The sequence below is a fragment of the Roseovarius indicus genome (genome assembly GCF_008728195.1).
Lineage (GTDB): Bacteria > Pseudomonadota > Alphaproteobacteria > Rhodobacterales > Rhodobacteraceae > Roseovarius > Roseovarius indicus.
The window spans coordinates 1,542,418-1,567,313 of the sequence record NZ_CP031598.1; the positions used below are offsets into that span (position 1 = coordinate 1,542,418).

Sequence of the window (24,896 nt, forward strand, 5' to 3'; positions counted from 1 at the left end):
GTTCAAAACCCCTGATCGGCGAAAGGATTGCAGCAGAAACTGCGCCAGTGCAGGTTTCCCGTGTTGCCCTTGCCGCCGCATCAGAGGTTTCCGAGATGAACCAGCCCCCGTCCCACGCGCCTGACCGTGCCGCGACGCCGCTCAGCCAAGAGGGCGCGAAAGACCCGCTTCTACAGCCCCTGACGGTGCGCCATCTCACGCTCAAGAACCGAATCTTCGACACGAGCCACGCCATCCGCCTGACCGAGGACAGCCTGCCGAAAGAACGCTATCGGCTCTACCACGAGGAAAAGGCCAAGGGGGGTATCGGCCTGACGATGTTCGGTGGTTCCTCCAACGTCTCGCCCGACTCGGGCTCGGTTTTCGGAGCCGTCACGCTCGACCGCGACGAGGCGATTCCGCACCTGAGGGATTTTGCGGAGGCCATGCACCGGCACGGTTCGGCAGTGATGGTACAACTCACCCACCTCGGCGGTCGCAGCCACTGGCGCGCGGGCGACTGGCTGCCCACGCTGGCCCCGTCTCGTTTCCGGGAACCGGCCCACCGGGGCTTCGCCAAGGCGGCGGAGCATCATGATCTCGACCGCATCGTGAAAGAGTTCGGCGATGCGGCATGGCGCTGTCGAGAGGCAGGGTTGGACGGGGCGGAACTGCATGTGCATCATCACCTCGTCGGACAGTTCTGGTCGCCGCTGATGAACCACCGCACCGACGAATACGGTGGCTCGATCGAGAACCGGGCGCGTTTCGGGCTGCGGGTGCTCGAGGAAATGCGCAAGCGTGCGGGCGACGACTTTCTCATCTCGATTCGCATGGCGGTGGGGGAGGGGCTCGATGCCGGCATGTCCGATGCCGATTATCTCGAGATGGCGCGACTGCATGAGCGGTCCGGGCTGATCGATTTCTTCAACCTCACCTACGGGCGCATTGACACGCCGATCGGGTTGTCGAGCTATATGCCTGGCATGGCGATGGGGCTCGCGCCGCAGCTCCAGTTCGTGGCCGCCTTCAAGAATTTTGTGGGGCTTCCGGTGTTCCATGCCGCCCGTATCAATGATCTCGCCACGGCGCGTTACGCGATCTCGGAAGGGCTGATCGACATGGTGGGCATGACCCGCGCCCATATCGCCGACCCGCATATCGTGAAGAAGATCAGCGAGGGTCGAGAAGAGCAGATCCGCCCCTGCGTCGGCGCCACCTATTGCTCGTGGCATGCGACCTGTATCCACAATGCTTCGATCGGTCGCGAGAAGACCCTGCCGCATCTCGTGCCCAAGGCGCCAAAGGCGCGCCGCGTCACCGTGGTGGGCGCCGGGCCCGCCGGGCTGGAAGCCGCCCGTGTCTGCGCCGAGCGCGGCCATGATGTGACCCTGCTCGAGGCCGCGCCGAAGGCCGGCGGGCAAGTGCTGCTGGCGGCCGAGCTGCACAAGCGGCGTGACCTGATCGGAATCATCGACTGGCGGGTGAGCGAGGCCGAACGGCTGGGCGTGACGACTCGCTACAACTGCTTCGCCGATGAATCGATGATCCGCGAGACCAATGCAGATGTCGTCATCATCGCTACCGGCGGGCTTCCCGACCAGATGGAAAGCGAGATCCCGGGCGCCGAAATGGCCGAAACCCTGTGGGACGTGCTGGGCACCCCCGGGCCCATCGAAGGCGATGTGCTCTTTTTCGACGTGACCGGCACGGCCTCGGGCCTGAATGCTGCCACCACCATGGCTGAAAGCGGCGGCACCGTTCTGACCGTGACGCCGGATTCGATGGTGGGCATGGAAACCAGCGGCATCGAGCGCCCGCTGATGATGCGTGATTATTATGCCTCCGGCGCGCAGGCGCTGACCGATCACAAGCTCATTGGCATAGAACGCCGTGACAACCAGCTCGTGGCCACCGTCGAGAATATCTTCAGCGGTGCCCGTTCCGAGCGTTCGACCAACCGCGTGGTGATCGAGAACGGAACCATTCCGGTTGACGAGGTCTACCACGCGCTCGCGCCCGGCGCAGACAATGGCGGCGCCTTCGACATGCGTGCCATGGTCGAGGGGGCCGAAGGCACCGGGGGCCCTGTGGTGCCCCCCGATAACGACAGCTATCTCCTCTATCGCATCGGCGATGCCGTCGCCTCCCGCGACATTCACGTCGCCATTCTAGAGGCCACCCGACTGGCCCGAACCGTCTGAAGGACCCCAAGACCATGAAGATCACCAAGGCTCGTATTTACAAGATCCCCAGCGGAGGCATCTCCCCCGTGGTATTGGAGCTGGAAACCGAGGACGGCACCAAGGGCCTCGGCGAGGCCTGCATCGCCTACGGCGCCGGCTCGACCGCCGCGGCCGGGATGGTCTACGACATTCTCGAACGCTATGTGATCGGCGGTGTCAGCGCGTTCGACGGCGAAAAGGTCTGGAACCGGTTCTACGATCACGGCTTCTGGGGCAAGGGAGGCGGACCCGTCATCATGTCGGGCATCTCTGCCATTGAAACGGCCATGCTCGACCTCAAGGCGCGCCTGCTGGGCGTGCCTGTGCACACCTTGCTCGGCGGCAAGATCAACGACAGCCTGCGGGCCTATTGCAACGGCTGGTATTTCGGCTGTACCGAGGATGCCCAGCTTCCCGGCGCGGCAGAAAAGGCCGTGGCCGATGGCTACAAGGCGATCAAGTTCTATCCATTTGCCACGATCCTGCCCGAAGGCCGGCTGCTGCATCCTTCGCTCAGATCGACGTCTGATCAAACGGTCATTGCCAAGGCCCTGAAACGCCTCAAGGAAATCCGCTCGGCCGTTGGTGATGATGTCGAGATCATGCTCGACCTGACCGCCAGCCTTACGCCCGACGATACGATCCGCTTCTGCCGCGAGGCGGCCGAGATTGATATCACTTTCATCGAGGAACCGGCCATCCCGGGTGACACGCGGGCGCTGGCCGACATCCGTCGGGAGATTTCGCAGCCGACCGCCGTGGGGGAGCGTCTGGCCTCGCGCTACGCCTTCCGCGATGTGCTGGAAGCCCGTGCCGCCGACATCCTTCAGCCGGATATCGGCAATACCGGTGGCGTGATGGAAACCCGCCGGATTGCCGCAATGGCAGAAACCTACGGCCTCAAGGTACAACCCCATATCTGCGCCTCGGCCGTTTCCACCGCCGTTGGGATGCACCTGAGTGCCTCTCTGCCCAACTTCTACTGGCAGGAGCATTTTCCCTATTGGTCACGCATCCCGGGCCATACCGATTTCGTTGAAGCGCCGGTGGAAGACACGATCAAAGACGGGATGATCCCCGTAAATGATCTTCAGGGTTACGGCGTTTCGCTGCGCAAAGAAGTCGCGGAACAGCATATCTGGGCCGAGATGGAGCTCGCCTGAGCGCAAAAGACGGGCCCCCCCCTTGTCGCAGGGCACAAACAGGGGGAGGCTGACGCCACAGAGGACGACCGTCGGTTGCATGGAAGAAGAGACGACACATGAGAAAATTCGCGTTTCTGCTGCACCCGTCCTTCCAGATGCTGGGGGTGGTCAATGCCACCGAAGCGATGCGTGTCGCAAACTCCGTTTGCGAAACGCCCCATTTCCGCTGGAGTTTCGTTCATGACTCCGCCCCCGACGTACCCTCGAGCTCCGGCGTGCCGATCCGGGCCGAGACATCACTCTCGGAGCTTGAAGACTTCGATACGCTGATCGTCTGTTCGAGCTTTCGTCACAAGGATTACGTCAATGCGGGCACCGCCTCTCTGTTGCGCCGCTTCGCGCGCTTCGGCAAGACGCTCGGCTCCTTCGAAAGCGGCATCTATCACCTGGCCGACGCGGGCGTGATGAACGGCCACCGGGCCACGGCTCATTTCAACAACCTCCCGCTTTTCGAACAGCTTTTCCCCGAGGTGAATTTCTGCCGCAGCGTCTTCACCTGCGAGCGCGGGCGCATGACGGCCGCAGGTGGCACCGCCTGCCTTGACCTGATGCTCCACGTGATCAAGCAGGATCTCGGCCCGATGGTGGCCACACGGGTGGCCAGTCTCATCAACTACAGCGGTCGCCAGCGCGCCGACGCCCTGCAGGACAGCCTGCTCACCGCAAGCCGCCATGATCATCAGCCAGCGGTGCGCGAGGCCTGCCGTCTGATGGAGGTGAACATCGGCGCCACAGCGGGCGGCATCGAGGAAATCGCCCGACGCGTCGATATCTCCCGCCGTCATCTCGACCGGATGTTCCGCGAGGCGTTCGGGTGTACCGCCGCCGATTATTTCCGCCAGATCCGCCTCGCGCGGGCGCGCAAGTTGGTGAAAAGCACGGGGCTCGAATTTGGCGCGATCAGCGAACTATGCGGCTTCGCCTCCTATTCGCATTTCCTGATACGCTATCGTGCGCAGTTTGGCCTATCACCCTCACAGGACCGGCAGTCGCCTAACCTCACCGCCTACGACCCCAGCCGGATTCGTCCCAGCGACGACCTGCATCCGTTCCAGCAGGGGATCGACGTGAAACGGATGATCTGAACACCCATCCAGTGCAGCGGTGCTGTCAGATTCAATCGAAGTCATCTCAGATTGGCACGTGAGTCTTTCCTGCATGCCATGCAGGGGCCGAACAGCGGGCCGAGGGCGACGGCACGGGATCGTAACTCACATCATCCCGCGTGAATGGAGCAGGTCCTTGACCTCAGGCAAAGAGCCGAGCGTGGGCGAGGACGGGATCATTGCCCTCCCGGGCGGTGGCGCCGTCCAGGCTGGTGGCGGAAACACACTCGTTGTGACCTGGCCTTGCGGCAGCTTCGTCGCTCGGGTCCCTTATTGGGAAGGCTCGCATATCACGGTCGGTTTCGCACCTGACCCGGATATGACCTACGCGGCCTCGTGCGCTTCACCGAACGTTACATGGTGCTCCGCAGGAGTCGCCCTTCCACGATCCGGTCTCCCCGAAGGTCTGCGAGGCGGACGAGCCGAACCCGTTCATTTCGGCGGGAGAATAACCCGCCGAAAGCCCGATGAACAGGTTGTTCCAGGGGTTTGCCAACAAGCAATGAACCGAGAACGCGCGCCAGGACTACTCCATTCGGAAAGAACAGCGGTACGCTTTGGCTTGAAATGGTCGCCTTATTCCGTGCGGGCACGGGAGGCAGAGGCTCAACCCGCCTCAAGCCCACTCGCTCTGACATGACCCTTTGAGAGACCTGCAAAGCATCACGACGCTCGCTGCCGAAATCGCAGGCAACGCCAGTGTCGCCGTGACGGTCACATCCATCGCCAGAAGCCCGGCATTGCCGAAGATCGAAGCAGCCACTGCCGCCTTGTTGGTCATGGTGAAGGCAGCAGTCGAGATGCCCTCGACAGGTTCACCAAGCCGCGCAGCGTGTGCTGCGGCCACATCAGGGATCATGGCCCAAGGGCAAACAGATAGCCCGCCCGTTGCAATACCTGCAAGTATCGCCGCAGCAAACAGAAGAACGGACATCCCGGAATTCACAGGCACAAGTGCAGCCAGAGCCAGAGCCACGAGGTAGAGCAGAGCCGCGTAAAGCAGCGCGTCCACCTTCCCCCGGTTGCGACACACGACCACCCACATACGCAAGGACGCGAACGTGGCGGCAAAGACTGTTCCCAATACGATAGCTTGCCCCTCCGCCCTGAGGCCAACACCGATCTCCATCCAGAACGGCAGGGCTGATTGCAGGGACACCAGCGCCACAACAGAAGCCGCGAATGTCACGAGTGTTTTGATTGCGTTGCCTGTAGCCGAAAGGCCGGCCAGTGCTTTCCATGGAGAAACCTGAACGGAAGCCCGGGCCTTTTCGGTGATCTTCATCAGGAAGGGCAGGTAGGCCGCCACCGAAATCACCGTCATGGCGATCGCCACGCCGACCCAAGTCGTGGCATCGGAGTCTGACAATGGAACGTCGTGGTGCGCGCCGATGGCGGCCGGAAACAGCGTCGACGCAATGAGAAGAGCACAGAATACGAAGGCCATATCGACAGCGGCCTGAACGCTACGGTCATGATAGGTCGGCGCAAAGGACGGGAGCATCCCCAACCGGGGGATGGACACGCACGTGTATCCGATCGTGAAGACCAGGAACGCCGCAGCAGCCGCGATGAGTTGCGGCGTCGTATCCTCGAACCAGAGCGGCGCCGCCCAAAGCGCGATGAAGGCGGGTGCGGCAATCGGCAAGCCCATGGCAATCGTGCGCTTGCGCCCGAACCGGTCGGCAAAGGCTCCGATCAGCGGGTCGAGCAATGCGTCGCAGATCCTGCCTGCCACAAAGACGGTGCCGGCCCAGAGCGGCGGCAGGCCCACGATCGTGACGAGGTAGAACAAAAGCCATCCGTTCACCGTAGCGAACAGAAGCGTGACCGAGAGATCAGGGCTTCCGAAGGCAAGCCTGTCGCGCAGTGGGGTGACTGTCATTCTGCCGCCACCCTTTCGAGCACGCGGTGCAAATGCTCGTACCAAACAAGCTGTCCCGCCCCCGGCAGTACATGCAACCGGGCGTTTGGCAGCGAATCCGCCAGGGCTTCGATTAGCGGAAGCGGATGTATGGCATCCTGTGCCCCGTGGTGAAGTTGAATGGCCAGGTCGGCAGGCGCCCGGTGCCACCCCAGATCGGCCTGGAAAAGGAAGTCGTGTCTCGCTGACGCTGCGCTGTCCAGCAATGAATCGGAAAAGCGGTCGACTCCGTAGGTTCCATGCAGATCACGGGCGACAATTGCCGCGTCTGCCGGACTGTCGGAGAATTGCGCCTCCAACAACTGCTTGAGTGCGCCGGGCCGTCGCAGTCTCCCTTCGAGATGTCCGAGAACCGGGTCGAGCAGCATCGGCCGCTGCGCCGCAAGGGCAAGAACCCCGCGTGCCAGCCGGCGCGCTCCTGTCTCCGGCCGACCCTCCCTGACGCAGGCGCCCGCCACATGCAGAGCAGAGACCCGCTCGGGATGCGCGCGCGCCAGTGCCAGCCCCACCTTGGAGGCCGCGGCGAAGGCCAGAACCGGAACCCTATCATGTGCGACCGTGGTAATCGCAAGTTCAGCACCGCGAACGGCATGTTCCATATGGGCTTCGGGCGTAAGCGCGGAAGCGCCAGGATCGAGTGTTCCGTGCCGAAGCGGCCAGATCAACCGAAGCCCGATGCGTTCACAGGCTTCGATCTCTGCCGCACGGATATCCGGCAGCGCCATCGGGTGCAGGACAATCACGGGCCGTGCATCTGGCCGCCCCATATCCAGCACCGGCGTGGATGTCCGCCCGTCGGCGCTTGTCAGCCCGTAGGCGCGAACGCCCTTGGGCATGTATCGGTTGACATAATCCGCAAGGGTGCGGCCAACCGCCTGTCTCGGCGGATTGACGTGGGCCGCAAGCGCAAGGACCAGTGCCGCGGCGACCTTCCGGCTGATGGTCGAAAGATCCGCCCCGTCAAACCTTTCACGCAGATGCTGAGCCTGGCGCTTTCGTGTTTCGACACTGCGATTGTCAAGCCGAGCACCCTCCTTCAACCCGATGCCAGACATCTGCAGAACAAGCACCCGGCGTAATGCAGGAGAAAGGCTGGCGGCCGGAAACGTGGCCATGAGAAACTCGCTGAGACAGTCCGGATCGAGCAACGCGGTGAAACCGGCCGTTCCGGCGCTTTGCTCGATGACTCGGACCACAAGGTCATCCCCCTCGACACCAAACGCAATCGGCATTCCCTCCTCCCGAACGCTATCGAAAAAGCGCGTCGCAGTTTGGTGAGAGGCCGTATGTCGCAACGTCGGATCGGTTGGTCGAAGCACGCCGCCCGACTCGAGAAATACGGCCGGGCGCCATGTTACGAGTTTCAGCGGCGGGTCGCCCCGTTCGCGCGGTAGGACCGACAGGATGTCGTCCAGCCCTTGCGTGACCAACTCATCGTTATTCCCTGATGATTCAGTCGGCATTCATTAACCAAAAAAGCTATTAGGTACTGACATTTACCCTGACAATAGAAGTCCGCTGCCGGGCCGTCCAGTGCGATACCACCCAAGGGGGATGCGGGACCCACCCGAAACGCGCATCATTTCGACGCCGAGGGCCTGACTTTCAGGGCTTCTGAGGCTGCTGCCGGTCCGAAAGAGACGGTAGCGGGGCGTTTGTCAGATCAGGATTCGTTCGCAACGGCGAAACGCCGGCGCGCGAGAGAGGGGAACCCGAGTATGCATCCAGACACGGTCACTCCGGTGGACGCCGCAGCCGCTGCCACCATGCGGCGCTCTCTTGCGCTTTTCCGGCATCGGAAAGTCGTAACCCTGCCGGGGATGCGCGAAGGCCCGGCCCGGGCGGGCATAGGGTTGCATGATCAGGCCGGGCCCGACGTTTTTCGAAGCTGGCAGTTGCCCGGTCGCCCTCTCGTCATTGGTCGTGTAGGTGCAGTATGACAGGGCTTTCTTGGTTCTTTCGGGTGTCCGCGGTGTCGCTGTCTGCCGGCCTTCTCTGGGCCGTTCCCGACAAACTCGTGGCGCAGGAAGAGGCTCCGCTCTACACGACCGGCGCCGTTCCTGCTCCGCGCGAGCTGCTCGACAGCCTGCCGACGACCCCCGAGTTCCGATCCTACCTGCCGCAAGCCATCAGCCTTTCTGACCGAATGCCCGAAGCCGGCGATCAGGGGGCGTGGGGCTCCTGTGTCTCCTGGGCCGTGGGATACGCCGCCCGGTCGTATTACGAACGTGCGGCACACGGCCGGCAGATTTCGCGCCCGAACAACCTGGTAAGCCCGGGCTGGCTGCACGGCATCATCCGCGTCGACCCGAATGACTGCACGCGGGGCGCACTGGTTGTGAAAGGTCTCGAACAGCTAAAGACAGGTGCCGTCTCGATGATGTCGTATCCTTACGACACCCGGCGGTGCGAAGCCGTGCCGTCGAGCGAGGCGCAACAGGTGTCCGAGTTCCGGATACGCGATTACCGCACCGTATCGACGACCGACCTCGACCAGATCAGGGGGCAGCTGGCCTCTGGCCACCCGGTCGTGTTCGCCGCCCGTTTGAACCAGGAATTCATGCGCGGCCGGGGAAAGTCGACTTGGCGGGCATCGCCGGACCAAGGCGAATTCACGGGCAATCACGCGATGACGCTCACCGGCTATGATGACCGCGACGGGGTTTTCACCTTCATCAACTCGTGGGGCACCGCATGGGGGCAGGACGGCTACGGCAAGATGACCTACGATACGTTCAAGGCACGGGCCTTCGAGGCTTTCGTCATCGAACCCACCGCCCCGCCAATCCGCCCGCGGCCACAGGAACCCGACCCGCCGCCGCGCCCCCAGGTAAAGGTGCTGACTGACCCGGAGCTTGAATGCGCCCAGGTCTTCGAGCGGACCGACCAGCCCCGCCCGGCACTGGATGGTTTCGTCGGCTCAGAGGAAGACTTCGAGACATTGCGCGACCGTTTCGGCGAGAGCCATGACATGGAGGTCGAACTGCGGCCCTGGCCACAATGCGAGGCCCTGCTGATCCTGACGCAGGGGCGGCTGGCAGCGGAGGGCCCCGAGATCGAGATACCGAAGACGGATTATCGCGAGGGCGACCTCTTCTCCTTTGCCGTCGTCACGCCGGATTTCGACACGCATCTGCACCTGTCATATTTCCAGGCCGACGGCTCGGTCGTGCATCTCAGCCAGAGCGCCGGAGACCGGCTCGTCACCCTGCTCCCACGCCAGCAGGTCATGATGGGCGATGGCGAAGACGGGCGACCGGCCTTCCAGGTGTCGGGCCCCTTCGGAAACGAAATGCTTCTGGCGATCACCACGAAGAGCCCGCTCTTCACCGAGGCCCGCCCCCAGGTCGAAGACGAGCGGGATTTCCTCAGCGCGCTGCGGGCCGCGACCATCGAATTCGAAGATGACGGAGATGGCCGCTACTACGCCAGCCGTTCCGTCGCGATCACAACCCGAGGAGACACTGAATGAAGGCACCGATTTACAGTCTTGCACTGGCCGTGCTGCTGGCAACCCCATTGCCCGTTGCCGCCCAAACCGTCGATGCCGAAGCCATAGTGGATGCCTTGCGCACCGATCTTCCGGGGCGCGGCAAACGCGGGTTGACCATTCTGGACGATGAAGACGTGCCCCCGCCGGCGATCGACCTGCGGATCGGCTTCGATTACAACGAAGCCACCCTGACCGTCGAGGCGCGACAGAGCATTCGGGCACTTGCGACTGCCCTGTCCGACGAGCGCCTTGCCAGCCTCCGTTTCGAGATCATAGGCCATACCGATGCCCGCGGATCCGATGCCTATAACGACGACCTGTCGGAGCGTCGCGCCCTTGCCGTGGCAAGCAGCCTGACCACGGATCACGGTCTCGACCCGTCGCGGTTCGTTCCATCGGGGCGCGGGGAGCGGGAACTGATCAAACCCTCTGACCCCGAAAGCGGAGAGAACCGCCGGGTCGAAATTCGCACCATCCTCGACTGATCCTTCAACGAGAGAAATCCCTTCATGTGTACCCGCGTTGCAATCGTTTCCGTCCTTTGGCTCATCTCGTTTGCCGTCTCCGCGATGGCGGCGGAGCTCTACCTGCGCAAAGGAGAAATTCCCGTTTACAACGGCTGGACTGATGCAAGCGAGCAACGCAACGAAATCGGCCGCATCCAGGGCGGACGGCCCGCCGCCGAACTCAGCAGGCTCCATCGGCAGACACGGGAATTCTACCGGATCGAGCATGGCGAGGTGGAGGGGATCGTACGTGCCGAGGACTTTCTTCTGAGCGAAACCGACCTCGAAGATGAGGGGTTGATCCAGTTTCTGCCTGCCAACGGATCCTCTTTCTTCCGCGGGTCGTCGATGGCGCCGCCGCGCCTGACGAACAACGGGCGCTACCTCATCAACAGCAACCGCGCTTTTCTTGATCTGGAACTGGAGCGCGTGGTGCTGGAACTTGGGCCGGTCACCAATTCCGCCATGGGCCAAGGGGTTCTGACCGAGACACGATACGTCAGCACCTCGACCGGGACATCGGATCAATCGCGCCTGATCGTCTATGACACGGACAACATCTCGCAGTTTCAGGAATACAGTTCCTACGACTATGGGATGGCAGAATTCGAACGCATCTGGCACAGCGGCCAAGGGGACGTGATCTTTGCGACAGGTCAACTCGATGGTGATATCAATGATCGGCGTGCCGACCTGATCGCCGTCAATGTGCTGACGGGCGAAGAACTGTTTCGGCATTCTCTCAAGGCACAGAACGGCTATGTCAACCTTGCCCGAATGAATGACGGGCGGTGGCTTATCTTGCAGCGCGGCGGTGTCGCCGGGGGCGAGCATCTCTACCTGCTTGATCCTGTAGGCTTGTCCATAGATCGCGAGACGACGGTTGATTTTGCGACAGACTGTTCCGCGGGCGGCCCGCGATTCAAAATTTTCGAAGAAGACAACATTGTTGAGTTCGGGCTGGAATGCTCGGACCACTCTACACCTTCCTATTTCGCAGCCGTCGACTTGGAACGGTTCGAGCTTCTCTGGAAAAAGGTCGAGACCGGCCTCACCGCGATTCAGTACACACCGGAGGTCGGATACTTTCACTCTCCGCGCTACGGCAAAGCCTTTGCCGCCGATATCTTCACCGGCGAGCGGACGGACGACCCACGTCCCTTTCCCCCCTACGAGCATGGCGAATCGCGGCGCAGTTACGAAGTAAGCTCACCCGACGGCACGGTTTCCGTGATGTTCCGCGGCAGCCTCTGGGTCCGGCCCAACAGACATGTTGCGGCGAAGGAAGACATAACCTTCGCGTCGGGTCTGCGCCAGGATCTAAGCATCACCCGATCCGGCCCTGGCCTCGACAAGAGTTTCGATGTGTCCTTTGCCCGCCGGCAATGGGCCGATCTGGACCCCGAGTCCAACCTGCTGCGAACCGTCATCATGGATGGACCGGAGACAAAAGCCTATTTCGAGTGGACCTTGGGGCAGCCCGAGGTTTCGATTGCGCAACCGCTTCCCGAAGACGTTTTCTGGCTCTCGGGGCCGGAGGACACGCCGCGCAAGGCGCTCGTATTTGCCGATCTGGAGGATGTCGACAAACGCCTTGTCGACATCCACAGGCTCGCCCCCGGGTCCCGGGTCGCCAGCGACGGAGAGATCATCCTGGCTCCACCGAGGCGAAACTCATTGACATCCTGCCAGCAATCGAATGGCAACGACATCTGGAAATGGTCTGGTGTGAAAGGCCGGCACCTCTTGCTGAACCATTGCTTCATCGACACCCAAAGCGATGACGGCACCTGGTCGTACGTGGACGACATGACCGTGAAATTGCGATCGGGGTGCAGTTACCGTCGCGATGATGGCCCGTGCCGGTCCACGCAAATATCCGAACTGAAAACCTCCCACCGGCTGGTCGAGACCGATGGCGGTACCGCCTTGGTGAGCTACGGAATAACGTCCGACAACGGTATCGAGGTGCTCGTTCAACACCCCGACGCTCCGGAGGTGCCGCGCTATCTTGCCTTCGATTTCCTCGATCGGGGTTTCCACCTTTATGATCAGGGCGATGATACATACAACGCGAGCCTGTACGTATTGCCGCCGATGGACGGTGCCCTGAGGTTCTTGGTTCGGGGGGTGCCGAAGACCGATCCCAAGATGCGCGGCGAATACGGCCCCACCTTCAAAAGCACTTTCATTTACCGCTTCGACCTGTTGGGCAACCAGATCGGCGCGCCGATGCGCTCCAGTTCGGAATTGAGCCCGGACGGTCTGATCGGGGCCCAAGATATCGCGGCGGACAATGATGCCGTGGTGATCGCGGGCAGCTCGGGCGGGCTTTACTTCTTCGACGCCACCATGGCTCAGGTCAGTGGCCATCCCCGCCACCCCGGCTTCACCGGCCTCGGTAACGCCGAAATTTTGATGGGCGATGGCTATACGGTCGTGCCGCAAACCGCTAGTGCCTCGGACGTTTTCAACACCGCCACCGGCGAACGTCTCGCCACCTTGTATTTTGGCCCCGATGGCGCCGCTCTGGCGCTCCTGCCGTCGGGTTTCTTCTCGTTTAACGAGCTGTCGGCGGCGGCCGACATTCTTGTCAGGAACCGCGAAACTAACCGTGCGGTGTCGCTGTCGGCCTTCGCCGAAACCTTCTACCGGCCCGATCTCGTACAGGCGGCGCTTGTGGGCGACCCCGGCCGTCAGCTGGCAGATGCCCGCGCCGCCGTGTCGCTCGCCGATGCGTTCGAGGCCGGCCCCGCACCACTGGTGACCGACCTGACGCTGGAGCAAGATAACCCGCCCGGCGCGGTCATCGCCCGGGCCAGCTTGTCGGTGGGCGAGGGCGGGCTTGGTTGGCTGCTGTGGCGCGTGAACGGAAAGGTTGTCGCGATCGATGAAAGCCAGGCCGGTGCCGAGGCCGAGGAAGTGCAGATCACCCGCAAACTGCCCTTGTCGGTGGGGTCAAATGAAGTCTCGGTGCAGGCGACGAATTCCAGCCGCCTGCAAAGCTCGGAGCCGGTCAGCGTTGAAGGCCCTGAATTCGCAGGCGACGCCGCGCCTGGGAAACTGCATATCCTGACGGTTGCCGTTCAGGATTACGCTGACGACCGGCTGGACCTTGCATACCCCACCCGCGACGCAGAAGCCTTCGAAGAAGCCCTTGTCGGTGCAGCGACCGCGCAGGACGCCCGAGTAGGGCCCGCTTCGCTGCTGGGCCGGGACGTATCTGTCACGCGGCTCTTCGATCAGGATGTCACGCGCGCCCGGGTGGCCGAGACGATACGCGATATGTCAGAACGGATGCATCCGAACGACGTCTTCGTCCTCTTCGTCGCGGGCCACGGCCTGACGGATGAAGGCCGCTTCCACTTCCTCGCCTCCGATGTCCGGACCGGTCGCGACCCCAAGGCGGAACTGGCTGAACGCGCGATCTCTCAAAACGATTTGAACAGGTGGCTGTCTCGCCTTCCTGCCCAGCGCTCGATCGTTCTGATCGATGCATGCGAAAGCGGCTCCGCCTTGCGGATGGATGCTGCGTTCCGCCTGCATCAGGCCGCCGTCAATGGCCCGGTCGGAGACGGAACGACCCGATTGATGGTGTCGGCATCTGCCGAAACGCAATACGCCCTCGAAGGTCATAACGGCCACGGGGCCTTCACCAGCGTCCTGCTGGACGCGTTCGCCTCGGGCGACCAGAATGGCGATGGGCTCATCAGCGCGACCGAGCTGTCGGATCATGTCAGGAACACCCTGCCGGAACTTACTTCGGAAAAGTGGAGCTACCGGCAGGTTCCGCAGATCAACCTGATCGGCGAAGATATCATCCTGGGTTCTTCTATCGAAAGGTGAAGACAAGCGTGAGGCGCCTGTACGGCAGCGAGTTTCCGTCGACGTCGCATGCACCTGAAAACGCCGAATTTTGCCATGCGGTCAGGGTAGGGGGAGGCACAACCCGTCTTGAACCAGGTTCCTCTGACATGACCGTTTCACTCCTGAAGGCGGCATTGCCGTCACGGGGCCCCTATACCGTAGCGCCCGGGGGCCAGTATATTGTTCGGGTCGAGCATGGATTTGATGTTGCCGCATGCGGTTCGGAACGCGTTTGTGGTCTGGTCCATGTGGAAGCGCTGGTAGTCGATCGGCGCGCGCCCAACGAAAACGCCTCTTGTGACAAGTTCCGCCGACATTTCCCAGCAGCACGCATCGGCCCGGGCGGGCCGTCATCTTCCAGCATTTCCTTGATCAGATGGATGCGACCCCGTGGTGACTCGTTTTCATCGCGCGTCAGCACATAGGTCGGGCAGGTGTTGGTAAAGAACCCGTAATGGACACAGGCTTGCAAGATCGCGTCCGCTTCGACGATCCGATTGTCGGTCAGTTGCGCGGGAGAGAAGTTCGTTTTCACGGCGCGGCACCCTCCGCCGGCGTTGCAGCGGCATGGTTTGAGGTCGACATGGCAGAAAACAGTTCCGGCCCTCACGGTTGGCATCAAAATGGGCATGGCCTGCCCCTGCGCCGCCAGAATAGCCGGCCAGCGTCGACAGGGCTTGGCTGGGAGCGCAGGATTTCTTTGCTCATTGCGAAATTTGAGCGGCGAGACGGCTGCGGCCCGCCGCTGTCATGCCGGGAGGAGCGCGATGCAACGACGCCGTTGGTCTACCGATACCGTCCGTCAGGCGGACAGGTTCGACGTGTGGAAACACGTCATTTGCGACGAGGTTCTGAACGTCGAAGCCTACGGGATACAGGACAATTCGCGGCCCGTCCGTGTTCCCGATTTCCTTCGCTGACATCACTGTCCTGCTCATGCAGGAGGTCTTCGGCGTTGCCCGGTGAAATTGGAAACCGAACATACATCACGAGCGCCAGGCAGATGATGTCACGGCTCCTTCGAAGGTGGCGAAAGGGTTCGGCCAGCTCATTCAGGCAGGGTAGCTCGCAAACACATCGCTCCGACACTGCCTTTCATAGGGAAGGACGCGGTCATTTGACAGGCAACGCCATGGCACTATCTGAACTTTCAGGAATTACTGAAAATTCGGGTATTCAAGGAGTGCCGGAATGAACCTGCCACCGATTCACAGGGAGTTCGTGCTGCATTTCGGCGAGATGGGCAGCAGGTGGGGCATCAATCGAACGGTCGGGCAAATCTATGCCCTGCTCTTCCTGTCTGCCGAAGCACTGAACGCCGATCAGATCACCCAATCGCTGGGCATTAGCCGGTCCAACGCGTCCATGGGGCTGAAGGAGCTGCGGGCCTGGCGCCTGGTAAGGCTGAAACGCGTCGATGGCGAACGGAAAGACCATTTCACCACTCCCGACGACCTCTGGGAGATCGTCCGGACCCTGATCGAGGAACGCAAGAAACGCGAAATCGATCCAACGCTGACCACCCTTCGCGCACTGGAGATGCAGGGTGCCTCATTAGACGCCTACTCCGAGGCGCGTATCGTCGAACTGCGCAAGATGATCGAACTGATGACCGAATTCTATGAGGATATGGCGCGGCTTGAGACCGAAAAGCTGATCCGCCTGATGACCTATGGTAGCAGGATTGCAGGCGTCATCGACAAGGTGGGCGGTTATCTGCCCGCAACCAGAAGCTAGCGAGGACACGACGGAATGGAAGCGCTCGACACTCTTCTGCTCAGCCGCATCCAGTTTGCGGCGAACATCTCTTTCCACATCCTGTTCCCCACGGTCACGATTGCGCTGGGTTGGGTGCTGCTGTTCTTCCGACTGCGATTTGCGCATTCGGGCGATGAAAAATGGATGGCGGCATACCGGTTCTGGGTGAAGGTCTTCGCCCTCAGCTTTGCAATGGGGGTCGTCTCGGGCATCACCATGTCGTTCCAGTTCGGAACCAACTGGCCGGGCTTCATGGAAACCGTTGGAAACATCGCGGGGCCGCTGCTGGCCTACGAAGTTCTGACTGCCTTCTTTCTCGAGGCCGCTTTCGTGGGCATCATGCTGTTCGGCATCTCTCGCGTGCCGGGGTGGCTGCACGTCACGGCGACCGCGCTGGTTGCCTTTGGCACCACGCTTTCGACATTCTGGATCATCGTGCTCAACAGCTGGATGCACACGCCGCAAGGGTACGAGGTGGTCAATGGCGTGGCCTTCGCCACCAGCTGGTGGGAGATCATCTTCAACCCCTCCATGCCCTATCGCTTCGCGCACATGATGCTGGCATCGTTCCTGACCGTCAGTTTTCTCGTGGCAGGTGTCTCTGCCTTTCGATGGGTCATCGGCGACCGGTCGCGCGAGGTGCGCGCAGTGTTGAAAACCGGCGTGGCCATCGCCGCGTTGCTGATCCCCGCACAGATCTTCATGGGTGACATGCACGGTCTGAACACGCTGGAACATCAGCCGCAGAAAGTCGCGGCAATGGAAGGCAACTGGGACTCCGGCCCAAACACACCGCTGCTGCTGTTTGCGCTGCCCGATGAGGAACTGCGCGAGAACCGGTTCGAAATTGGCATACCCAATGCCGCTTCGATCATCCTTAAGCACCATGCCGACGGCGTCGTGCCCGGTTTGAACGATTTCCTGGCCGATGACGGCACGCCGTTGCACCCGCCGGTCAGTCCTGTCTTCTGGTCGTTCCGGGTCATGGTCGGCACAGGGTTCGGCATGCTGGGTCTCAGCTGGGCTGCGGTCTTCTTCATGTGGCGCCGCCGTGATCGCCACGTGGGCCGGGCCAAGGGGCGCTGGATGGCGGTCGAGGGGCTGCCCAAGCCGCTGCTGTGGGCGCTGGTTCCGATGGCCTTTTCGGGTTGGGTGGCCACGCTGGCCGGGTGGTACACGACCGAGATCGGCCGCCAGCCCTGGCTGGTGCAAGGGATCATGACCACGGATATGGCCGTTGCGGATGTGCCCGCGCCGATGGTTCTGGGTACGCTGCTTGCCTATCTCGCTGTCTATGCCTCCCTCCTGATCGCCTATGTCGGGGTGATCGCTTACCTTGCACGCAAGGCCGCGCGCGGCGGTGATGCGCGCCCTGACAGCATGTCCCATTCGGGAAAGGCGAATGTCGTCGCCCTGAACGCCGCGGAGTGAGCCGATGATGCCAGACTTCTCAAACCCCGCCAACTGGCTGCCGTGGGCCTTTGCCTCTCTCATGGGGCTGTCGATCCTCGTCTACGTCGTGCTGGACGGGTTCGACCTTGGCATCGGTATCCTGTTCCCCTTGGCTGAACCCGACGAACAGGAGCGCATGATCGGTTCCATCGGTCCGTTCTGGGATGCCAACGAGACCTGGTTGGTCCTGGCCGTCGGGCTGCTGCTTGTCGCCTTTCCGACAGCCCACGGGATCATCCTGTCGACCCTTTACCTGCCGGTCTTCCTGATGCTGATCGGGCTGATCCTGCGCGGTGTTGCGTTCGAGTTCCGCGCCAAGGTGCGCAGCCGTCGCAAGGCGCTGTGGAACCGGCTGTTCTTTGTCGGTTCCCTTGTCACGGCCCTGGCGCAGGGGTTCATGTTGGGTCTCTACATCATGGGGCTCGTGCAAACCCCCGCGACCTACCTGTTTGCCGCCTTGTGTTCGGTCTTCCTCGCTGTGGGGTACAGTTTCATCGGTGCGACCTGGTTGATTCACAAGACGGTCGAGGGCTTGCAGTCCAAAGCGGTGAAATGGGCGCGGCACAGCCTTTGGGCCGTGATCGCCGGCATCGGCGCTGTATCTCTGGCAACGCCGCTGGTCAGCGATCGGATCTACGACAAGTGGTTCACCTACCCTGAAATCCTCTGGCTGGTCCCCTTGCCCTTCATTTCCGGTGTAATGGTCGTGGCGTTGTGGTGGATGCTCCAACGGATGCCCTTTGCGGGCGACCGCTGGAACTGGCTCCCCTTCGCCACGTCCAGCGCAATTTTCGCGGCCGCATATCTGGGCCTCGCCTACAGTTTTTACCCCTACGTGGTGCCAAACCGGCTGACCATCTACGAGGCGGCCTCGGCCCCGGAGAGCCTGATGATCATTCTCGTCGGCGCATGTTTCGTGGTGCCGGCAATCATCGGCTATTCGATCCTTGCCTACGTGGTTTTCCGCGGCAAGGCGGCCGATCTGCGCTACGATTGACGTGACCAACTCCGCTGCCGCCTTTCGCTGCGGGCAGGTGTCTCTTCATGGAAGGGTACCAGGCGGATCCGAACGTCTTCAAGCCGGGACGGTCCGGCCAGCCAGGTGATTTGTCGGCTCGTCGGAATGTATCGTACCGGCTGGGGCGAACTCACTTAGGCAGGGCAGGGCGCGCGGAACCCGGTCGCAAGTTTGTCCCGTTGGCATGACTGCTATCCTCGATGAGTATCTTGTCCGGCCAATACCGGTGAAGTCCGGAAAGCCTATGGGAAAGGGTCATCGTTTTACCTTGCCGGATAACTCGACTTTGCCGCTGCGCGATCACATCAGCGAGGCGGTTGGGGACACGCTTGATTTCGAAAGGCGAGGCGCTGCCGTCATGTCGTGCGCTCTCGGCGGATCTCAAGGTGTCCCGCAACACGGTCTTTGCCGCCTATGCGCGGCTGCCTGTCTGGAGCGGCGATTCCGACGGGTTGGACAGTGACTTCCTTGTCGAACAATTGCAGAAACGGCTTCTGAGTTATCGCGGGTTGCGCGCAGGCCGCGACTAGATTGTCATCACCGCAGGCTCTCAGAACGCGCTCTTCATCCTGGGGATGCTCTTTGCCGGAAAGACAGGCGCGATCGCCTTCGAAAACCCCGGCTATCCGGAAGCGCGAAATGCCTTCATGCTTGCCGGCAACGAAGTCATCGGCGTTCCGATCGACGCGGACGGCATGGATATCAGCGCCATCCCGAAGCAATGCAAAGTGGTCTATGTCACCGCCAGCCACCAGTTCCCCACGGCGGCCACCTTGCCGCTTCAACGCCGCCGCGACCTTCTGGACATGGCGCAACGGGTCGGTCCTGCTCATTCAGGCAGGGCAGGTGAAGGCACGGTCGATGACCGGCGCATCGCTCTGATACCTACCGCAAAAGCCGTGCCCGAAGCCGCGCAAAGGTGACGGCGGCTTTGACCCCAATGGGCCAAAAAGGATGAAAAGGAATTTTCCGCATGCTGCTTGGCGGGATGACAAGGTCGGATGCTCCCGACCTGTCGGCAAGTGCGGCGGCGAGATGCTGGCCCAATGCGGTCGCCAGCGCCACCCCGCGGCCATTGTAGCCATATGCAATCAGCAGGCCTGTGTCTGGCGCATGAATATGGGGCAGGTGATCCTTGGTGATGCTGACCCTGCCGTTCCAGGCGTGTTTCCAGCCGTGCCCCGCCAATTCGGGCCAAAGCTCAACGGCCCGGTTCGCAACCGCTGTCATGCCTGACGCCGCGGAGCTCGGCCGCATCGGGCCGCGGCCGCCGATGATCAGGTGCCCGTCGGGGTCGACGCGGTAATAGACGGTCACAAGTCCAGCCTCGTAGAGAACGCGGCGGGACGGGAATACCGTCTTCGCCAGCGACCCGCTCAGCGGATTCGAGGCCAGCGCAGAGCTGAATACCGGAACCGCTGCCTGTCGAAGGCCGGGAACAAGCCCGTCGGCATAGCCGTTGCAGGCCACGAGAACCCTGTCGGCGCGCAGCGTGGCGCCGTTCGTCTCAAGCTCCCATCCATCCCCGGCGCGGCGCAGGGCCGTGACACGGCTTGCCCCGTGCAGGGCGGCGCCGCGCTGTGCGGCCGCGTCGGCGAGACCCCGGCTGAGCTGTAGCGGATTCACTTCGCCCCCGCGCGGATCGAGAAAGGCCGAATGATAAACCTCGTGCCCGGTCTCCGCGGCAAGGTCAGCCTTATCCAGCCATTTTAGCGGCATCCCGTGCGCCCGCATGTCCTCGTAGGAGGCGCGGACAGCTTCAGCTTCCCGCTCGGACGTGGCGGCGCGCAATGTGCCGCAGCGGCGCATGCCGCAGTCTATACCAAGCCGCTCAACGAGCGTGGCGGTTTCCTCGACCGTCGACCATGCAAAGTCGACAATCTTGCGGCCCTGCGCCTCTCCGAAATGTTCGAGGAACCAGGACGGGTTGAACTTGAGGCCGGGGTTCAGCTGCCCGCCGTTGCGCCCCGACGCGCCCCAACCGGGGACTTCGGCCTCCAGCACGGTGACGTCGTGGCCGGCCTCGGCCAGGTGAAGCGCGGTCGAAAGACCGGTCAGCCCGCCGCCCACGATGGCTATGCCAGTGCGCCCGTCCCGTTCAAAGGGCGGAAACCTTGGTTCAGGTCCGGCCTGATGAAGGTAGAGTGCGTTGTCCGCGGTTTCGGGCGAGGGGCGCATCTGCTCAGCCGGCCCTTGGCAGGTTAACGCCGGAGGCGCGAAGATCGGACATGGCCTTTTCGACCTGCTTGCGCGCACTATCCGACAGGGGATGAAGCGGCACGGGCGAGCTTCCGGTCTCCAGGCCGATCAGCGCGAGAGCATGACGAAGCGGAACCGGGTTTTCCTCGCAGAACAATGCCGCCATCAGCGGCTCGAGACTGCGTTGCAGGGCGATCGCCTCGGCCAGTTTCCCATCGGCGGCAAGCTCCTGAACCTGCGCCCAGATACCGGGAACGAGGACAGCCGAGGTCAGTACACCGCCGACCGCGCCAAGCGCGACCTGCTGGGCGAAGAGCGTGTCCTGGCCGCTCAGAACCGAGAAGTCGGGTCCGACCGACCGAACCAGCCGGTCGAAGGCGGCCATGTCGGTGTTGGACGCCTTGATCGAGTTGATCGTGCCATCCTCGGCCAGGGCGGCGATCGTGTCGGTGTCGACGACGAAGTGCGACCGCGCGGGATTGTCATAGAACATGATCGGCAGGTCCACCGCGTCACGGACAGCGTGGAAATAGTCGATGACGCCCGACTGGGTCAGCTTGACGTAATAGGGGATCATCAGCATCAGGCCGTCCGCCCCGGCCTCGGCAAAGGCCCGCGCCGCGGGCAGCGCGTCGCCAAGGCCCGGTGCCAGGACGCCGGCATAGACCGGAGCGCCGCTGGCCGCCTCGACACAGGCTTCGATCGTGGCGATCCGCGTTTCGGGAGAGAGGGACGTATATTCGCCGGTGCCGCCAAGGGGCACCAGCCCGCTCGCCCCGTTGTCGAGCATATGGCGAACGACAGCCTTCATCGAAGCCACGTCGGCGCCACCCTCCGCAGTCAAAGATGTCGGGCAGGCGGGCATCAGCCCGGTCAGGGGTTTGGTCATTGCTTCGTCCTCAGCCCAGGTTGATCCAGGTTGTCTTGATGTCGGTGTACTTGTCGATGGCATGCAGCGACTTGTCGCGGCCGAAGCCTGACTGCTTGAAGCCGCCGAAGGGCGACGAAATGTGGCCGTGATCGAAACAGTTCACCCAGACCACTCCGGCGTGCAGCGCCTCGGAAACCCGGAATGTCCGGTTCAGATCGCCCGTCCAGACCCCGGCGGCAAGCCCGTAAATCGTGTCATTGGCAATCTTGATCGCCTCGGCCTCGTCCTTGAAGGTCAGCACCGAAAGCACCGGCCCGAAAATCTCTTCCTTGGCGATCCGCATGTCGGGTGAGACATCCGCGAAGACGGTGGGTTCCACGAAACACCCGCCCGCGTCGGGCTGCCCGCCACCGGAGACCAGCCGCGCGCCTTGGCTGCGGCCCGACTCGATGTAGCCGAGCACCCGGTCGGTCTGCGTCTTGTCCACGATCGCGCCGATCTGCGTTTCCGGATCGAGCGGGTCGCCGACCCGCATCGCCCGACCCGTGGTCACGATCTTTTCCAGCACCTGCTCCGCAATGCTTTCCTCGACCAGAACCCGCGAGCCCGCGTTGCAGACTTCGCCCTGGTTGTAGAAGATACCCCAGGCGGCGGCTTCGGCCGCAGCATCGACATCCGGGGCATCGGCGAAAATGATGTTTGGAGATTTGCCGCCGCATTCCAGCCCGACGCGCTTGAGGTTGGACTGGCCGGAATACTGCATGAACAGCTTGCCCACCGCCGTCGACCCGGTGAAGGCGATGCAGTCGACATCCATGTGCAGCCCCAAGGCCCGGCCGGCGGTTTCCCCCATGCCGGGCACGACATTCAGTACGCCTTCGGGAATGCCCGCTTCGACTGCGAGCGCGGCGATGCGAATGGCCGACATCGAGGATTGCTCGGCTGGCTTCAGGACCACGCTGTTGCCCGCCGCGAGGATCGGGGCGATCTTCCAGGCGGCCATCATCAGCGGAAAGTTCCACGGCACGACCGCGCCGACCACGCCCAGCGGCGCGCGCCGCATCAGCGAAACCGCCGAGCCCGGCGTCGGCGCGATCTCGTCGTAGATCTTGTCGATCGCCTGGCCGTACCACCGCAGGCAGCTGTGAGAGAGCGGAAGGTCCGTCGAAAGCGCGTCCGAAATCGGCTTGCCCATGTCGAGCGTCTCAAGCAGCGCGAGCTCCCGCGTATGGGATTCGATGAGGTCGGCAAACCTGACGAGGCGCGCGCCGCGGTCCGAAGGGCTCATCTTCGACCAGACGCCGCTGTCGAACGCGCGGCGCGCCACGGCGACGGCCCGGTCGATGTCCCCGGTGCCGCCCTCCGCGATCTGGCAGGTGATTTCCCCGGTGGCCGGGTTCACGTTGTCGAAGGTTTTTCCCGATTCCGCGTCAAGATAGGTTCCGTCTATAAACATGCGACCTTCGGGAGAGATGACCTGCGCCGCTTCGCGCCAGTCTTGGATGTTGCTATCCAGCATGTCATTGTCCAAATTCTAAGTGATGGTTTGGGTGGAGCATCCGGAAAACTCCGCGCCTTTGCAAGGAAGTTTTTTGGAATTCTGAAATCTGGTTGTGAAGGGGGTTAATTTCACGTAGCATTTCAGAATAATGGCGGCCGCACTAAGGGCGGATCACCTCAACCACAGAAAGTTGATGGCGGGGATACATGGACGGCAAGGAAATTGGCGCGGGCGGCGCTGTTGGAAATGACGTTGGTGCAAAGAAGCGGCGTACCTCCGGCTCCGGTGACACGCCGAAGGTCGGCGGCCGAATCAGGGACTTGCGGCAGCAGCAGAAAATGACGCTGGCAGATCTGGCGGCTGCGTCAGGTATCTCTATCGGAACGCTATCCCAGATCGAGCGCGAATTGGTGTCTCCGACCGTGCGGACGCTTTTTACGCTGGGCGAGGCGCTCGGTGTGTCTGCTGCGTGGCTGCTTGATCCCGAGAGTGATGAAAAAAAGGCCGATCCATATGTCGTTACCGCTGATCGGCGGCAGCCATTCCTGCGCTCCGAGGGCCTGAAGAAAGACCTTATTTCGCCGGCCTCCAGCGATCGACTCAGGGGGTTCTACATGCTGCTTGAGCCCGGCTACGGATCCGGCGAGGCGCCCTATGCACATAATGGCGAAGAGATCGGGCTCGTGATGTGCGGCGTCCTGGAGCTCGAGATCGAGGGCGAGACGTGGATTCTTCGTGAAGGCGACTGTTTTGCCTTCCCGAGCGATTTGCCGCATAGATTCGCGAATATCGGCGCGACGCAATGTGCCGTGTTCTGGATCAACGCAGATATCTAGAATTTCATATTTCAGAATCCTGCTTGCCAAGCCGGGTGATTGATGTCAGTTTCCTGAAAATGTCTCGGGTCGCGTGTTCAAATGTGACCGAACGACTGACGAGGGAACATGCAAGACGACACCCCATATCTGAATCAGACGACAGGGTTCCTGCTGATCGCGCCGATGGCGGCGCTGCTGGCTGTCCTGTTTCTCTATCCACTGGGCCAGACCCTGTGGCAGAGCTTCAATGATCAAGGCTTCACGCTGCGCGCCTATGCCGACCTTCTGGACAGCACGCTTTTCCTGAAGGTCCTGAAGACGACCCTGGTCATCAGCGGCACTGCAACGGTCGTGAGCCTTCTCCTCGGCTTTCCGGTCGCGCTGCACCTGTCGCGGATGGATGCGCACAAGCGCGTGCCCTACCTCGTCATGGTGATGCTGCCCTTCTGGACGAGCATCCTGGTCAAGAGTTTCGCGCTGACGGTGCTGCTCGGGTATGACGGGGTGGTGAACACGTTTCTCAGCTGGGTCTTCCAGACCGAGATCCATCTTGCGCTGGTGTTCAACCGGATCGGCGCGATCCTCGGCATGATCAACTACGTCCTGCCCTTCATGATCGTCTCGATTCTCTCGAGCCTGCTGTCGCAGGATGCAAACCTGGGGCGCGCCGCAGAAGTCATGGGCGCATCGCGCTTCACCATCTTCCGGCGCATCACGCTGCCGCTGGCACTGCCCGGCGTGATCGCGGGCGTACTGATCAACATCACCCTGTCCATCGGCATGTATATCACGCCGGATCTGCTGGGTGGTCGCCAAGATATGATGGTTGCAAACCTCATCGATTTCTACACGCGGCAAACCCTCGACTGGCCGCTTGCATCGGCCATCGCGATTGTTCTGCTGCTGATTTCCGGAGTCCTCGTCGCGGCGCTCGGAAAGGTGCAGGGCGGCGCAGGCATTGCGGGGAGGTAAGG

19 protein-coding genes are annotated in these 24,896 nt (G+C 62.2%); 14 read left to right on the forward strand and 5 right to left on the reverse strand.

All coding sequences use genetic code 11. From position 1 onward, the window contains the following. The first annotated feature begins 95 nt into the window (after positions 1 to 95). The 3 genes from RIdsm_RS07140 (at position 96) to RIdsm_RS07150 (ending at position 4,494) form a co-directional block, all read left to right on the forward strand. Entirely contained in the window at positions 96 to 2,183 is a 2,088-nt protein-coding gene (locus RIdsm_RS07140) for an NADH:flavin oxidoreductase (RefSeq protein ID WP_074940139.1), read from the forward strand. Between the two features lie 14 nt (positions 2,184 to 2,197). After that, on the forward strand, positions 2,198 to 3,367 hold the full coding sequence (locus RIdsm_RS07145) for a mandelate racemase/muconate lactonizing enzyme family protein (protein WP_057814879.1): 1,170 nt from the start codon (positions 2,198 to 2,200) through the stop codon (positions 3,365 to 3,367). A 98-nt stretch (positions 3,368 to 3,465) separates the two neighbouring features. Then, positions 3,466 to 4,494 (forward strand): GlxA family transcriptional regulator, encoded by a 1,029-nt coding sequence (locus RIdsm_RS07150; RefSeq protein WP_057814881.1) that lies wholly within the window; start codon positions 3,466 to 3,468, stop codon positions 4,492 to 4,494. Between the two features lie 637 nt (positions 4,495 to 5,131). On the opposite strand, the gene RIdsm_RS07155 is transcribed toward RIdsm_RS07150, so the two are convergent. Next, positions 5,132 to 6,400, reverse strand: coding sequence for an MFS transporter (locus tag RIdsm_RS07155; RefSeq protein ID WP_057814883.1), 1,269 nt, complete (start codon positions 6,398 to 6,400; stop codon positions 5,132 to 5,134). Next, positions 6,397 to 7,902 (reverse strand): alpha/beta fold hydrolase, encoded by a 1,506-nt coding sequence (locus RIdsm_RS07160; protein ID WP_143100432.1) that lies wholly within the window; start codon positions 7,900 to 7,902, stop codon positions 6,397 to 6,399. The genes RIdsm_RS07155 and RIdsm_RS07160 overlap by 4 nt, the downstream gene beginning before the upstream one ends. 509 nt (positions 7,903 to 8,411) lie before the next feature. On the opposite strand from RIdsm_RS07160, the gene RIdsm_RS07165 reads away from it, so the two are divergent. From RIdsm_RS07165 to RIdsm_RS07205, 9 genes are all read left to right on the forward strand, one after another. Continuing rightward, a complete protein-coding gene (locus RIdsm_RS07165) occupies positions 8,412 to 9,911 on the forward strand; it encodes a C1 family peptidase (protein WP_177228411.1) in 1,500 nt (499 codons plus the stop codon). Continuing rightward, a complete protein-coding gene (locus tag RIdsm_RS07170) occupies positions 9,908 to 10,417 on the forward strand; it encodes an OmpA family protein (protein ID WP_057814889.1) in 510 nt (169 codons plus the stop codon). The genes RIdsm_RS07165 and RIdsm_RS07170 overlap by 4 nt, the downstream gene beginning before the upstream one ends. Before the next feature lie 24 nt (positions 10,418 to 10,441). Then, the gene (locus tag RIdsm_RS07175) at positions 10,442 to 14,284 is read left to right on the forward strand and encodes a caspase family protein (RefSeq protein ID WP_057814891.1); all 3,843 of its coding nucleotides are present in this window, start codon (positions 10,442 to 10,444) and stop codon (positions 14,282 to 14,284) included. Positions 14,285 to 15,072: 788 nt separating this feature from the next. Beyond that, positions 15,073 to 15,225 (forward strand): hypothetical protein, encoded by a 153-nt coding sequence (locus RIdsm_RS30055; protein ID WP_160325830.1) that lies wholly within the window; start codon positions 15,073 to 15,075, stop codon positions 15,223 to 15,225. Between the two features lie 271 nt (positions 15,226 to 15,496). Next, the gene (locus RIdsm_RS07185) at positions 15,497 to 16,042 is read left to right on the forward strand and encodes a GbsR/MarR family transcriptional regulator (protein WP_057814893.1); all 546 of its coding nucleotides are present in this window, start codon (positions 15,497 to 15,499) and stop codon (positions 16,040 to 16,042) included. Positions 16,043 to 16,057: 15 nt separating this feature from the next. Then, the gene (locus RIdsm_RS07190; RefSeq protein ID WP_057814895.1) at positions 16,058 to 17,494 is read left to right on the forward strand and encodes a cytochrome ubiquinol oxidase subunit I; all 1,437 of its coding nucleotides are present in this window, start codon (positions 16,058 to 16,060) and stop codon (positions 17,492 to 17,494) included. A gap of 7 nt (positions 17,495 to 17,501) precedes the next feature. Then, positions 17,502 to 18,512 carry a cytochrome d ubiquinol oxidase subunit II gene (locus tag RIdsm_RS07195; RefSeq protein WP_057815113.1) on the forward strand — a complete coding sequence of 337 codons (1,011 nt, stop codon included), beginning with the start codon at positions 17,502 to 17,504 and terminating at the stop codon, positions 18,510 to 18,512. 350 nt (positions 18,513 to 18,862) lie between these two features. After that, complete coding sequence (locus RIdsm_RS07200) at positions 18,863 to 19,063, forward strand: GntR family transcriptional regulator (RefSeq protein ID WP_057814897.1); 201 nt, start codon at positions 18,863 to 18,865, stop codon at positions 19,061 to 19,063. Positions 19,064 to 19,108: 45 nt separating this feature from the next. Next, positions 19,109 to 19,456, forward strand: coding sequence for a hypothetical protein (locus RIdsm_RS07205; protein ID WP_057814899.1), 348 nt, complete (start codon positions 19,109 to 19,111; stop codon positions 19,454 to 19,456). On the opposite strand, the gene RIdsm_RS07210 is transcribed toward RIdsm_RS07205, so the two are convergent. From RIdsm_RS07210 to RIdsm_RS07220, 3 genes are read right to left on the reverse strand one after another with little or no spacing between them, the layout of a single operon-like run. Then, a complete protein-coding gene (locus RIdsm_RS07210) occupies positions 19,419 to 20,711 on the reverse strand; it encodes an NAD(P)/FAD-dependent oxidoreductase (protein ID WP_057814902.1) in 1,293 nt (430 codons plus the stop codon). The genes RIdsm_RS07205 and RIdsm_RS07210 overlap by 38 nt on opposite strands. A gap of 4 nt (positions 20,712 to 20,715) precedes the next feature. Next, on the reverse strand, positions 20,716 to 21,621 hold the full coding sequence (locus tag RIdsm_RS07215) for a dihydrodipicolinate synthase family protein (protein ID WP_057814905.1): 906 nt from the start codon (positions 21,619 to 21,621) through the stop codon (positions 20,716 to 20,718). 10 nt (positions 21,622 to 21,631) lie between these two features. Continuing rightward, the gene (locus tag RIdsm_RS07220; RefSeq protein ID WP_057814908.1) at positions 21,632 to 23,122 is read right to left on the reverse strand and encodes an aldehyde dehydrogenase; all 1,491 of its coding nucleotides are present in this window, start codon (positions 23,120 to 23,122) and stop codon (positions 21,632 to 21,634) included. A gap of 188 nt (positions 23,123 to 23,310) precedes the next feature. Here RIdsm_RS07220 and RIdsm_RS07225 point away from each other — a divergent pair, with 188 nt between their 5' ends. Both RIdsm_RS07225 and RIdsm_RS07230 read left to right on the forward strand, forming a co-directional pair. After that, positions 23,311 to 23,940, forward strand: a complete 630-nt coding sequence (locus RIdsm_RS07225; RefSeq protein WP_057814910.1) for a cupin domain-containing protein — start codon at positions 23,311 to 23,313, stop codon at positions 23,938 to 23,940. 108 nt (positions 23,941 to 24,048) lie between these two features. Further along, the gene (locus tag RIdsm_RS07230; protein WP_057814912.1) at positions 24,049 to 24,894 is read left to right on the forward strand and encodes an ABC transporter permease; all 846 of its coding nucleotides are present in this window, start codon (positions 24,049 to 24,051) and stop codon (positions 24,892 to 24,894) included. Positions 24,895 to 24,896 lie beyond the last annotated feature (2 nt).

Excerpts from the sequence above, each read along its gene's own strand:
- RIdsm_RS07160 (WP_143100432.1), bottom strand. The coding sequence starts at position 7,902 with ATGCCGACTGAATCATCAGGGAATAACGATGAGTTGGTCACGCAAGGG.
- RIdsm_RS07205 (WP_057814899.1), top strand. The coding sequence starts at position 19,109 with ATGCTCTTTGCCGGAAAGACAGGCGCGATCGCCTTCGAAAACCCCGGC.
- RIdsm_RS07195 (WP_057815113.1), top strand. The coding sequence starts at position 17,502 with ATGCCAGACTTCTCAAACCCCGCCAACTGGCTGCCGTGGGCCTTTGCC.
- RIdsm_RS07210 (WP_057814902.1), bottom strand. The coding sequence starts at position 20,711 with ATGCGCCCCTCGCCCGAAACCGCGGACAACGCACTCTACCTTCATCAG.
- RIdsm_RS07185 (WP_057814893.1), top strand. The coding sequence starts at position 15,497 with ATGAACCTGCCACCGATTCACAGGGAGTTCGTGCTGCATTTCGGCGAG.
- RIdsm_RS07155 (WP_057814883.1), bottom strand. The coding sequence starts at position 6,400 with ATGACAGTCACCCCACTGCGCGACAGGCTTGCCTTCGGAAGCCCTGAT.
- RIdsm_RS07150 (WP_057814881.1), top strand. The coding sequence starts at position 3,466 with ATGAGAAAATTCGCGTTTCTGCTGCACCCGTCCTTCCAGATGCTGGGG.
- RIdsm_RS07145 (WP_057814879.1), top strand. The coding sequence starts at position 2,198 with ATGAAGATCACCAAGGCTCGTATTTACAAGATCCCCAGCGGAGGCATC.
- RIdsm_RS07225 (WP_057814910.1), top strand. The coding sequence starts at position 23,311 with ATGGACGGCAAGGAAATTGGCGCGGGCGGCGCTGTTGGAAATGACGTT.
- RIdsm_RS30055 (WP_160325830.1), top strand. The coding sequence starts at position 15,073 with ATGCAACGACGCCGTTGGTCTACCGATACCGTCCGTCAGGCGGACAGG.
- RIdsm_RS07190 (WP_057814895.1), top strand. The coding sequence starts at position 16,058 with ATGGAAGCGCTCGACACTCTTCTGCTCAGCCGCATCCAGTTTGCGGCG.
- RIdsm_RS07215 (WP_057814905.1), bottom strand. The coding sequence starts at position 21,621 with ATGACCAAACCCCTGACCGGGCTGATGCCCGCCTGCCCGACATCTTTG.
- RIdsm_RS07170 (WP_057814889.1), top strand. The coding sequence starts at position 9,908 with ATGAAGGCACCGATTTACAGTCTTGCACTGGCCGTGCTGCTGGCAACC.
- RIdsm_RS07230 (WP_057814912.1), top strand. The coding sequence starts at position 24,049 with ATGCAAGACGACACCCCATATCTGAATCAGACGACAGGGTTCCTGCTG.
- RIdsm_RS07220 (WP_057814908.1), bottom strand. The coding sequence starts at position 23,122 with ATGCTGGATAGCAACATCCAAGACTGGCGCGAAGCGGCGCAGGTCATC.
- RIdsm_RS07175 (WP_057814891.1), top strand. The coding sequence starts at position 10,442 with ATGTGTACCCGCGTTGCAATCGTTTCCGTCCTTTGGCTCATCTCGTTT.
- RIdsm_RS07140 (WP_074940139.1), top strand. The coding sequence starts at position 96 with ATGAACCAGCCCCCGTCCCACGCGCCTGACCGTGCCGCGACGCCGCTC.